The organism is Dysgonomonas sp. HGC4 (assembly GCF_001261715.1).
In the GTDB taxonomy this organism is placed as follows: Bacteria; Bacteroidota; Bacteroidia; order Bacteroidales; family Dysgonomonadaceae; genus Dysgonomonas_A.
The window spans coordinates 1-12303 of sequence record NZ_CVRU01000072.1 but is presented as its reverse complement, the minus strand read 5'-3'; the positions used below and the strand labels follow the sequence as shown (position 1 = coordinate 12303).

General features: G+C 37.0%; 9 protein-coding genes. 5 read left to right on the top strand and 4 right to left on the bottom strand.

The annotated features are described in order from the left end of the window. Window positions 1-97 precede the first annotated feature (97 nt). The 4 genes from HGC4_RS06725 to HGC4_RS06710 all read left to right on the top strand — a co-directional run bounded on the left by HGC4_RS06725 (window position 98) and on the right by HGC4_RS06710 (window position 7540). Window positions 98-2248 (top strand): alpha-glucuronidase family glycosyl hydrolase, encoded by a 2151-nt coding sequence (locus tag HGC4_RS06725; protein WP_050709357.1) that lies wholly within the window; start codon window positions 98-100, stop codon window positions 2246-2248. 113 nt (window positions 2249-2361) lie between these two features. After that, the gene (locus HGC4_RS06720) at window positions 2362-4326 is read left to right on the top strand and encodes a hypothetical protein (protein WP_050709356.1); all 1965 of its coding nucleotides are present in this window, start codon (window positions 2362-2364) and stop codon (window positions 4324-4326) included. 520 nt (window positions 4327-4846) lie between these two features. Continuing rightward, window positions 4847-6040 carry a glycoside hydrolase family 76 protein gene (locus HGC4_RS06715; protein ID WP_050709355.1) on the top strand — a complete coding sequence of 398 codons (1194 nt, stop codon included), beginning with the start codon at window positions 4847-4849 and terminating at the stop codon, window positions 6038-6040. A gap of 27 nt (window positions 6041-6067) precedes the next feature. Then, window positions 6068-7540, top strand: coding sequence for a glycoside hydrolase family 125 protein (locus HGC4_RS06710; protein WP_050709354.1), 1473 nt, complete (start codon window positions 6068-6070; stop codon window positions 7538-7540). Window positions 7541-7630: 90 nt separating this feature from the next. On the opposite strand, the gene HGC4_RS06705 is transcribed toward HGC4_RS06710, so the two are convergent. Genes HGC4_RS06705 through HGC4_RS06690 form a run of 4 tightly spaced genes read right to left on the bottom strand, consistent with a single transcriptional unit; the run spans window position 7631 to window position 10252 of the window. Beyond that, a complete protein-coding gene (locus HGC4_RS06705; RefSeq protein ID WP_050709353.1) occupies window positions 7631-8746 on the bottom strand; it encodes a DUF4252 domain-containing protein in 1116 nt (371 codons plus the stop codon). Further along, on the bottom strand, window positions 8743-9258 hold the full coding sequence (locus HGC4_RS06700; RefSeq protein WP_050709352.1) for a hypothetical protein: 516 nt from the start codon (window positions 9256-9258) through the stop codon (window positions 8743-8745). The genes HGC4_RS06705 and HGC4_RS06700 overlap by 4 nt, the downstream gene beginning before the upstream one ends. Further along, window positions 9248-9751 carry an RNA polymerase sigma factor gene (locus HGC4_RS06695; protein ID WP_050709351.1) on the bottom strand — a complete coding sequence of 168 codons (504 nt, stop codon included), beginning with the start codon at window positions 9749-9751 and terminating at the stop codon, window positions 9248-9250. The genes HGC4_RS06700 and HGC4_RS06695 overlap by 11 nt, the downstream gene beginning before the upstream one ends. Before the next feature lie 33 nt (window positions 9752-9784). Then, window positions 9785-10252 carry a DUF4252 domain-containing protein gene (locus HGC4_RS06690; RefSeq protein WP_050709350.1) on the bottom strand — a complete coding sequence of 156 codons (468 nt, stop codon included), beginning with the start codon at window positions 10250-10252 and terminating at the stop codon, window positions 9785-9787. Window positions 10253-10467: 215 nt separating this feature from the next. On the opposite strand from HGC4_RS06690, the gene guaA reads away from it, so the two are divergent. Next, entirely contained in the window at window positions 10468-11985 is a 1518-nt protein-coding gene (guaA, locus tag HGC4_RS06685; RefSeq protein ID WP_050709349.1) for a glutamine-hydrolyzing GMP synthase, read from the top strand. The last annotated feature ends 318 nt before the right edge of the window (window positions 11986-12303 follow it).

The following is a 12303-nucleotide window of genomic DNA, read 5'->3' as shown; positions in this document are numbered from 1 at the left end:
CACGGTAGAGACTCTGCCCTGCCCGTAAAATAATAAAAGCCTAACAGGGGGATGGGGTAGAGCTCCACCTCTATAAACAAGGACTTAAACAGAAAACATGAAAAAGACAATATTAATCTTTCTGCTATTGTGTTGTGTACACTTCACTTTTGCGGAAAGCGGATACGAATTGTGGTTACGTTATCACAAAATTGATAATCCAACTCTTTTGGAAAAATACCAAAGTCAGAATAAAGGAGTTGTTTTTCCTGCTAATTCCGACAGGCTTAAAGCTGCCAAGAAAGAACTAGACTTAGGACTGAAAGGATTATTAAACATTGATTTGGCGGATTCTCAAAGTCTGACTTCGGGAGGTTTATTAATCGGAACACCTCAATCTTCGGATTTGATTGCCCGATCGAATTATGCTAAAGAAATAAACGCACTCGATCCCGAAGGATATATAATCCGCACAGCAAATGTGGATGAGAAACAGGTAACACTTGTTGCTGCGAAAACAGATATAGGAGTCCTTTATGGAGTATTCCATTATCTGAGATTGATGCAAACAAATCAGTTATTAGATAAACTGGCAATTACTGAAGAGCCTAAACTGCAACTGCGGGTATTAGATCATTGGGATAATTTGAATGGTACCATCGAACGTGGCTATGCAGGGTACACTCTTTGGGATTGGGCACGATTACCTAACTATAAATCGCCTCGCTATACTGATTATGCACGTGCGAATGCCTCTATTGGAATAAATGGAGCAGTACTAAACAATGTCAATGCGAATGCCAAAAGCCTCCGTGCCGAATGGATTATAAAGGCTGCTGCTTTAGCCGATGCCTTTCGTCCTTATGGTATAAGAGTATATTTGACAGCACGTTTCAGTGCCCCTAAAGAAATTGGCGGATTATCTACTGCCGATCCTTTAGATCCTCAGGTTAGGCAATGGTGGAGAGATAAGGCGAAAGAAATATACGAATACATTCCCGACTTCGGAGGCTTTTTGGTGAAAGCCAATTCCGAAGGTCAACCCGGTCCTCAGGATTATGGTCGCACCCATGCCGATGGAGCCAATATGATGGCTGAGGCACTCGAACCATACGGAGGTGTGGTATTCTGGAGAGCCTTTGTTTATCAGAACGAAAGACATATAGATAGGGTAATGAATGGTTATGAGGAGTTTAAACCATTGGATGGGCAATTCAATAGGAATGTATTTGTACAGCCTAAAAACGGACCGATTGATTTTCAGCCACGTGAGCCATTTCACCCATTATTCGGAGCAATTCCTAAAACAGCCTTAGCACTTGAGTTTCAGATAACACAGGAAAATTTAGGGCATGCAGGACATCTAGTATATCTAGGCTCACTCTTTGAAGAAACACTACAATCAGACACCTATGAAAATGGTAAAGGATCGACTGTATCGAAAGTACTTCAAAATTATAAAAAGACACATGGAATATCGGGAATTGCCGGTGTACCCAATACAGGAACTGATATTAACTGGACAGGACATTTGTTCGGTCAAGCCAACTGGCATGCTTTCGGACGTTTGGCATGGAATCCCGATATGACATCGAAAGATATGTCGGAAGAGTGGATACGAATGACATTTTCTAATGACAAAAAAGTGATTGCTCCTATACAGAAAATAATGTTGATGTCACGGGAGGCGGCAGTTAATTATATGACACCTTTGGGATTGAATCATATTATGAACTACGATACTCACAATGGTCCCGAACCTTGGCACGACGATCCGGTTTGGAGTGCATTTGATTATCACAAAGCAAGCGAATCGGGTGTAGGGGTAGATCGTACCCATACAGGAACGAATGCAGTAGGGCAATATCATCAACCATTGAGCAATCAATTAGATGATGTGAAAACCTGTCCGCCTCAATTTTTATTGTGGTTTCATCGGGTTGCATGGGATTATAAAATGCCATCGGGCAATACCCTTTGGAATGATTTAGTAGCACATTATTATCTGGGAGTGGATGAAGTTCATCAAATGCAGTCAATCTGGAATACATTGGAGAAAGATATGGATGATGAGCGTTTCGTCCATGTGAAATCGTTACTCGAATTGCAAGAACAAGAAGCTGTATGGTGGAGAGACGGATGTGTATTGTTTTTCCAACAATATTCAAAACTGCCTATTCCTGCGAAATATGATAAACCAAAACATTCATTAGATTATTATAAGCGAATTCCTTATCCATATAATTGGAAAGAATCGCAATATAAATAACACAGTTGTAGGGGCGTATTGCATACGCCCAATTATAGAATGTTTCTATTTTTTTCGGGCTTATGCAATACGCCCCTACACTATTATCTGCAATAACTTTAAAAAGTAACAATATGAAAACCTCACAATATATACTGTGTATTCTCCTTTTTATAGGGGTGCTTTTTAGTCTGCGAGGACAAGACGCAAACGGAAACGGCCCTTTCCGGACTTCTCCTCAGGGAACATTCGAACAAAGGCGGCAACAATATATAGACTATTGTTCAAAAGAAGGAGATACCGAGGGGCAAGGCGGAAGAACAATTATTTTCAAAGAAATAACCCGTGTTGCAGGAGGACTTCCTATTGATGAAAAAAAGGTACAAGAAACATTGGATGTAATCTATTACAACAGAGATTGTAATGACTTTACATTAAACGGACTGCTTCGTTTGGAGTATCAGAATCGGGAAAAGCCAATCCTGTCAAAAGAAATGAATGGCAAGGTAGAAGATTGTATTCTCGATTTCAAATATTGGTGGGATGATGCAAGACGTGATACTACTTACAAATGCTATCATACCGAAAACCATCAGGCATTGTATCATACTGCCGAATTGCTGGCAGGTCAATTGTATAAAGACAAGATTTTCAAAAATGGAATGACAGGGCAACAACATATGGATCATGCAAAAGAACGTTTGGTTCGTTGGCTCGATTTTCGTTTTCGTTTCGGATTCAGCGAGTGGCTTTCTGCCACTTATTACGATGTAGAAGTTCTTTTGCTGTGTAATCTGTATGATTATGCCGAAGATCCACTTATCAAATCGAGAGCGGGATTAGTTTTGGATATGTTGATGTTCGATTTGGCACTTAATAATTACAAAGGAGTGTTAGGTGCAACAACAGGGCGAATTTATGCACCTACGTTGCTTACGTATGAAAATCCTATTTCACCCGTCATGAAACTTGTTTTTGGAGTAGGGCAATATTTACCCCGTCATATTATGGGAAGCACTGCACTTGTGACCAGTAGCTACAGATGCCCCCAAGTAATAGAGAAAATTGGAACCGATTATTCGGTAACAATGCGTAACCGCCAACGGAATAGTATTGAAGTAGCGGATGCTCCTAAATACGGGCTTTCATATGACAGCGAACTCGATACTCATTTATTCTGGGGTATGCAGGAGTTTATTCATCCTCTGGCTATACGTATGTCTAAACATATTTCGGAGACACACGATGCTTGGCCTTATCGTGATTACGACCGTTATATTAAAATTTACGATGATCAGATTGCTAAGTATGGGAAGGTGACGACTCCTAATCTCGATCGCTTTGCTCTGTCGGAAGCCAATATCGAAACATACCGCACACCCGATTATATGATCAGTTGTGCATCTGATTTTCGTCCCCGAGCAATAGGTTATCAGCAGCACCCGTGGCAGGCTACTTTGGGCAATAAAGCATTGGTATTTACCAATCATCCCGGATCGGAACACCTGAACGTAACACCTAATTATTGGGCAGGTAATGCCGTATTGCCTCGTGCAGCACAACATAAAAACGTAGTTGTATGTATTTATAATACTCCCGAAACCGAGAAAATACATTTCACACATGCTTATGTACCTAAAGATGCTTTTGATGAGGTTATCGAAAAAGGCTCTTGGGTATTTGCTCGAAAAGATGATGGATATATTGCTATCTATTCGCAGCATCAAATCCGATGGAAAGCCAATGATGAAGGTGTAATAAACGATCTGATTGCCGATGGTTTACAAAATATATGGATTTGTGAGATGGGTTCTAAACAAGAATCGGGAAGCTTTTCTAAGTTTGTAGATATGGTATCTAAATCTAAGGTTATGACCAATAATCAAGATGTTACTTATAATTCTCCATCTCAGGGACAGATCGAATTTGGTTGGGCATCGCCATTTAAAATAAAAGGTAAGGAAGTATCATTAAAAGTTGATTACCGCTATGATAATCCTTATAGTAAAACTCTTTTTAATACTCGAAAGATGGAAATTAAAAAAGGACGAGAAACACTGATTTTGGATTTTGAGAATGGTAAGCAATCAATCAAATAGATATGTCCTCATAGAGATTATATGATAGAAGCATGTACAGTGCGCTCTTACAATAATTATAGCGATGAGTCTTTTTCTAGCTCGGTAGGCTCGATTTTTCTAGCTGTGAGATAATTAGATTTTTGATGCTGAATCAAAGTGCCAATTAGAAAGAAGGAGATACATGTCACTTTTATTACTTCTGTAACCTTTTTTAGATTTATGTTGTGATGGACAGTAATTTAGAAAAGGTTACAAAGTTACATACTAAGGCTCGCTAATTATTACCTTTGTTTACTAAGGTATATATAGTTGTTAGCTTATTGTATAATTTAATTGAGAAAGTAAGATAAAGGATATTACAATATCCTATATGTGAAAAATTCATATAGAGTGATATTTAATTTTATTTGAACAATAAACCTTTTTATCTTAGCTTCCGAGTTTATTAATCAGCTATTATAATTTATGATCTCAAAAGAGATAACAGTTAACCATTGTATTGAAAAATATTAGCAAAGAATCTTTAATAACAATAACCATGTTAAAACATACCTTAAAATACTTGTTCTTGGTTTCTTTAGTTGTTTTTGCAGTTTCATGTAAAAAGGAAGCAGCGAGGCCAACCAATATAAATTTAGAAAGAGCGCAAGGAACATTAGATTCATTATATTCTCATTACTCGGTAGATAGTACTAATCTGCTTAGAGAAACATACCCTTTCAATGATAAGTATTCAGCCACCTATCTGGCATCGGTAGAGCAGGCAGATGTACCTAATGCTTATTCTTATCTCTGGCCTTTTTCTGGAGCTTTTTCGGCTGTAAATGTATTGCTGGAAACATCGGGAGATAATAAGTACAAAGAAGTATTGGACTCTAGGGTATTGATGGGGCTGGAAAAGTATTTCGATACTTCAAGAACTCCTTATGCTTACTCTTCCTATATTAGTGAAGCCCCACAGTCGGATCGATTTTATGATGATAATGTTTGGTTGGGGATCGATTTTACAGACATATACATGTTGACCAAAGAAGAAGCTTATTTGAAGAAAGCAAAACTCATATGGGATTTTGTGATAAGTGGAAGTGACGACAAACTTGGTGGAGGTATCTATTGGTGTGAGCAAAAAAAGGAATCGAAAAATACATGCTCAAATGCTCCGGGAGCTGTTTTTGCTCTTAAGCTCTTTAAGGTAACCAATGATAGTACTTATTTCTTGCAAGGAAAGAACTTGTATCAGTGGGCTAAAGAAAATCTACAGGATTCTACAGACTATTTGTATTTTGATAATGTCAAACTGAATGGAGATATTGGTAAAGAAAAATATGCTTACAATAGCGGGCAGATGATGCAGGCTGCTGCATTATTATATAACCTGACCCACGACAAACAGTATCTGGCAGATGCTCAAAATATAGCTAAATCTGCGTATAATTATTTTTTCGAAGATTTTAAAGATGAAAAAGGAGAACAATTTAAGCTTCTGAAAAAAGGAGATGTGTGGTTTACGGCAGTTATGCTTAGAGGTTTTATAGAACTTTACGAGATAGACAAAAATCCTTTGTATCTTGATGCCTTCAAAAAGAATCTCGATTATGCATGGAATCATGCTCGTGACGAGAAAGGTCTGTTTGATAAAGATTTGAGTGGGAGAAAGAAAGATGAATCAAAATGGTTGCTTACACAAGCTGCAATGATAGAAATGTATGCCCGTTTGGCTGCAACAAAATAACCGAAATATAATATAAATAAACAAAACATGGTCGTAAAGAGAAATCTAACAAAAAAAGTATTAGGATTGTGCATGTTGTCTGCTGTCTCAATAGGCAGTATCCATGCTTCCGATTTGGGAGTAAAAGCCGAAACGGCAGTAGTGAGTGATAATACAAAAGTATATGTAACCAATCGTCCCAACCCTTCGGAGAGATTGTTTGAGTCGTCGGCTGTCGAAAATGAAATAATTCGTATTAAGAAATTGTTGAAAAATGCACGTTTAGCGTGGATGTTCGAAAACTGTTTTCCTAATACATTAGATACTACAGTCCATTATCGAGTACAGGATGGTAAGGATGATACTTTTGTTTACACAGGAGATATTCATGCTATGTGGTTACGTGACTCTGGAGCACAGGTGTGGCCTTATGTTCAGTTGGCAAATAAAGATCCAAAACTGAAAAAAATGTTGGCAGGAGTAATCAATCGTCAGATGAAAAGTATCTTGATTGATCCATATGCGAATGCCTTCAATGACGGTGCAGATCCTAATGGGCATTGGATGAGTGATCTGACGGCTATGAAGCCCGAACTTCACGAGCGTAAATGGGAGATAGATTCTCTTTGTTATCCTATCCGCTTAGCTTATTTCTATTGGAAAGTTACGGGCGACACCAGCGTATTTGATGCTGATTGGGTAAAAGCAATAGAGCTTGTATTACAGACATTTAAGGAGCAACAAAAGAAAGACGGAGTAGGTCCTTATAAATTTATGAGAGTAACCGAACGTCAGCTAGATACCATGTCTAATGATGGATTGGGCAATCCTGTAAAACCAGTAGGTTTGATTTCCTCGGCTTTCCGTCCATCGGATGATGCTACTACATTTCAGTTTCTGATACCTTCTAATTTCTTTGCAGTAACATCGCTACGTGAGGCTGCTGAGATTCTTACAGAGGTCAATAAAAATAAAACTTTGGCTAATGAATGTACTGCTTTAGCGAATGAGGTAGATACTGCCTTACAGAAATATGCAATTAATAATCATCCTAAATATGGAAAAATTTATGCATTTGAAGTAGATGGTTTTGGTAATCAACTGTTGATGGATGATGCAAACGTACCTAGCTTATTGGCTTTGGCTTATCTGGATGCAGATCGTATAAATGACCCTATTTATCAGAATACAAGAAAGTTTGTATGGAGTGCCGATAATCCTTATTTCTTCAAAGGTACAGCTGGTGAAGGTATTGGTGGACCTCACATTGGTTATGACATGATCTGGCCAATGAGTATAATGATGAAAGCATTTACTAGTCAGGATGATGCAGAAATTAAAGAATGTATCAAAATGCTGATGGCTACAGATGCAGGTACGGGCTTTATGCACGAATCCTTCCATAAAAATGATCCTACAAATTTCACCCGTTCTTGGTTTGCTTGGCAAAATACATTGTTTGGTGAGCTTATACTGAAACTGGTTAATGAAGATAAAGTAGACCTGTTGAATAGCTTATAAAGAAGCATGTCTATCATAAAGAACGAGTTCCATTTCTTATATGAAATGGAACTCGTTGTATTAAATATTTTGTTGACGGAGTTATAATTTTTAGTTTGCTTTGCGAGCTTCAGCTTCCTTAGCTCTTTCTTCTGTCCTTTTAGCCCTTTCATCTGCTCTCTCTTCTGCTCTCTTAACTCTTTCTTCTGCTCTCTTTTCAGCTCTTTTAGCTCGTTCCTCGGCTCTTTTCTGAATTTCTAGTGCTCTCTTTTGAGCATCCTCGGCAATCTTTTGAGCTTCCTTATTTCTCTTTTGTGCTTCTTTGACTCTTATATTCAACTCAGCTTCGCTTAGTCTGGTAGAGGTGTTTGTATTTATAGTGGTATTAATATTCATATTAGTGTTGTGTTTGTTGGCAATATTCTTGATATCCTGAATAGAAAAGTTTCCCAAGAATCTGATAATAGTTGCATCGGCTCCATCTTGTGTTATCATCAGCATCTCAGAGCTTTGATTCGACTTATTCTTTTTCACATAAAAAGCAGTTTTAGAGTCCTCGTCTTTAATTAGCATTAGAGTTTCGTAATCTCCACCTTTTAATAACCCTTCTGACGCACTAGTTAATCGTTTCGAAGCAAGCTCTTCTTCTGCTGTATATATTTCAAGAGATTCTAATTTGCTTGCAATGTTTCCTATATCTACACCCGGCATATCCATATTGGGCATCATACCCAGCATCGATTTTGAAATATATACGACTTGAACTCCTTTAAGATTAGATAAACGAGAGAAGAGTTCATCATTGTTTTGTGGAGTTTCATTTATGGTATAAGAATATGTGTGATTGTTTTCTTCCTTTGATGTTTCACTTTTAACGTAGGCATAGGTATTTCCTTGGTTAGTATCACTCACCACAATATTAATAGAGGGTTGAGAAGGATTCACTGTCAGATTTTGAAAATCCAAACTCTCCAGATTAGATAGATTTTCAAGGTCGCCAAGATCTACCCAATTTAGTTGGTTTTCCATATTTGCAAGGCTTTCGCTAATTTCAACCTTCATGGCATCCATATCTAGGTCAATAGCGGGGATGCTTGGTGGTATCTTAGCCAGCTCACTAAATATCTCTGCTTGCAAATCATCCATGTTTATTACAATTTCAGATTGTGCCTTGCTAAGTGAAGTCACAGAGACTGCGATAAATATTAATACTATTAGCCTTTTCATAACTGTACGTCTTTATCTATGATATCGTTTACTTTTTCGATTTGTTTAATGCCCTTATTGAGTTTGCCTGATACAAGTAGTAGCGTTTTCTGTGTTTCCAGATATGCCTCTTCCGGACTTGAATAGGTATCTACAAGCATTTCATTGTTGTTGCCGTTGTTCCCAAAGTGTGCAAAGATGCCTGCTGATAAAATAATCAGAACACTCGCTGCTATGCTCATTGCCCATCTTACAGGTTTAGTAAGATGTCTTGTTGGCAAAACAATATGAGATGTTTTATGGCTTTCTTCCTCTGCTAAATTGTCAATCAGAGTATTTAGTCTTTCCTCTAAATGTGCAGGTACATTGTTTTGGTGAGCCGAATATAGCTTAAGAAATATTCTTCTTTCGTCCTCCATATCCTTGGGAACACTTTCTGTTTCAAAAAAATCAGAGAGTATTTTCTCTTCCTCTTTCGAAGTCTCTCCTTCATAAAATGAATGAAGTAGGCTCTTTATATCTTTAATGTCCATAATTGTAACTATTAAAAAGTTCCTTGATTTTTTTTCTGGCTCTCGACATCAATACTCTTACATTTACACTTGTCAAGCCCATTATTTCCTCAATTTCCTCATTCGAATAATCATCAAAGTGTCTTAGTTTTATAATCTTCCGTTGCTGTTCAGGCAAAAGATCTATTATAGTTTCTATATGTTTAATTTCATCAACGGTTTCTATTTCGTCCGAAAGTACCATACTGTCTGATAATACAGTGTCTTCTGTTGATTGAAATAAATGTTTCTTTTTTGCTCTTAAAAAATCGAGACATAAATTACGGAGCAAAATTACACAATATGCTTCACTGTTTGTTACATCTATTAATTCATCCCGTTTATTCCATAATTTTATATAAGCTTCCTGTACAACATCTTCGGCATCGCAAGCATCCTCAAGAAGTCTGTACGCAACTCTATACAGCTTTTGATGATAGGGAATATATTTCTCTTTAAATGTTACAGCATCCATTTACTATGGAATATTTACTTGCTAATGTTTTTACTAGTTCCTCTTTGTTCCTCCGTATTCTTTCTTTATATCAGCTAAATCGCTTAGCTTAAAATTACCTTTTAGCCTGATTATGGTAGGATCGCTTACGGTGATTATAACTAATTCTTTAACCTTGCCTTTTTTACTTTTCGACATTATCAACACATTATCATCGTCGTCCTTTACTTTCATTAATACTTCATATCCTTCTATCTCCAGATTCTCTATTTGTTCTGCAAATTGAAGCTTGGTATCTCTAGAACAACTTTCGAGATCGAGAACAGACATTGAGTTGATTTTTTTATTGAAATCTTTACTACCCCAATTCGCTATAGTTAATGATGAAAATAGAAATTTTCTCAGATTAACGTTTTCTGCACGGGGAGCTTTGGAGAATTCGGAAATAATATCCTCTAAAGTCTTACCCGAAGCTGAAAAGCTAAGGATAAATGAGAATAGGTATATAATTGCTTTTTTCATAATGAATCTCTCTTTATACTAAAGACGTAACAAGAGAATAAAATGTTACACCCCTCAAATATAAAATTTAATAATAATCTTTTTATCTTTGTATGCATAAAAGAATTAAGGTGCTAAGCCTTTCTATTACTTTGGTAAATGTATCAACCAAAGATTGTTACTGACTAAAAAAGTGATATTCTTTTATTTACCATTACTTAAATAACTATTCTCCTATGCTCGAAAAGATTATTATCCTCGATTTTGGCTCACAAACCACCCAATTAATTGGTCGCCGTGTTCGCGAACTGAATACATACTGCGAAATAGTTCCTTATAACAAGTTTCCTAAAGACGATGCTACTGTAAAAGGTGTAATCCTTTCAGGTAGTCCTTTTTCTGTAAATGATAAAGATGCATTTAGTGCCGATCTATCAGAAATCAGAAAGAAGTATCCAGTATTAGGTATTTGTTATGGAGCACAATTTTTAGCGCATACATCAGAAGGAAAAGTCGAAAAAGGCGATTCTCGTGAATATGGTAGAGCACATCTTGTGTCTATTGCCAAAGATCCATTATTTGATGGTATAGCTAAAGATTCGCAAGTGTGGATGTCTCATGGAGATACTATAACCGTATTGCCTGAGACTTTCGATATAATAGCAAGCACAGAAGATGTAAAAGCTGCTGCTTATAAAATACAAGGAGAACAAACTTGGGGAGTACAATTTCACCCAGAAGTATTTCATACAGTAGACGGAACTAAGTTATTGAATAACTTTTTGAATCTCTGCGGTTGCAAAAAAGACTGGACTCCGGCTTCATTCATTGAATCTACCGTTGCCGAACTTAAAGTTCAGCTAGGTGATGATAAGGTTATACTGGCACTGTCGGGAGGAGTTGATTCCTCTGTAACAGCAGTATTACTAAACAAAGCAATTGGAAAAAACCTGACATGTGTATTTGTTGATCATGGTTTGTTACGTAAAAATGAATTCGAGAGAGTTCAAAAAGACTATGAGCACCTAGGCTTGCATGTTATAGGAGTTAATGCAAAAGAAAGATTCTACAAAGCATTAGCAGGTGTTGCTGATCCCGAAGAGAAGAGAAAGATTATAGGAAAAGGCTTTATAGATGTCTTCGATGAAGAAGCTCATAAACTGAAAGATATAAAATGGTTGGGACAAGGTACTATCTATCCAGATATTATTGAATCGCTTTCAATAACAGGCACAGTAATTAAGTCACACCATAATGTAGGGGGACTTCCTGAAAAGATGAACCTGAAACTGGTAGAACCTTTGAAGCTGTTATTTAAGGACGAAGTTCGTCGTATTGGTTTAGAGTTAGGCATGATGGAACATCTTATCAAACGCCATCCATTTCCAGGGCCGGGTCTTGGTATCCGTGTTTTAGGAGATATTACTGCCGAAAAGGTAGAGATACTTCAAAATGCTGATGACATCTATATAAAGATGCTGAACGATTATCACCTATATGATAAGGTGTGGCAAGCAGGAGCAATGCTTCTACCCGTAAAATCAGTAGGAGTAATGGGAGATGAGCGTACTTATGAATTTACAATCGCACTTCGTGCAGTAACCTCTACAGATGCTATGACTGCCGATTGGGCACATCTACCCTATGAGTTCCTTGCAAAAGTCTCTAATGAGATTATCAATAAGGTAAAAGGAGTGAATCGTGTAGTATATGATATATCATCTAAACCACCTGCTACCATAGAGTGGGAGTAAACAAATATTCTATATATAATAGGATAATAAGAAAGAGAAGCAGACCATAAAGTCGGCTTCTCTTTCTTTATAGATGTCGATTCTATTGGTTTTATTAAGATAAAAGGATTTTTTATCCATTTTGTAAATCTTTGATGTTAAATTTTCAGCCTCAAAATTTACCTTTTTCGCTTCTGTGATTGTAGTGTTGGTCAAGCTTTCGATGTTTTGAAAAAACTTTCAAAAATAAATCATGTTGTAAAACACTGTTTAAATAGTAGTTAAGCAAAAACGCGAAAAAACTTTTAAAAATAGTATGTAAATTATTTGGAGTGTATA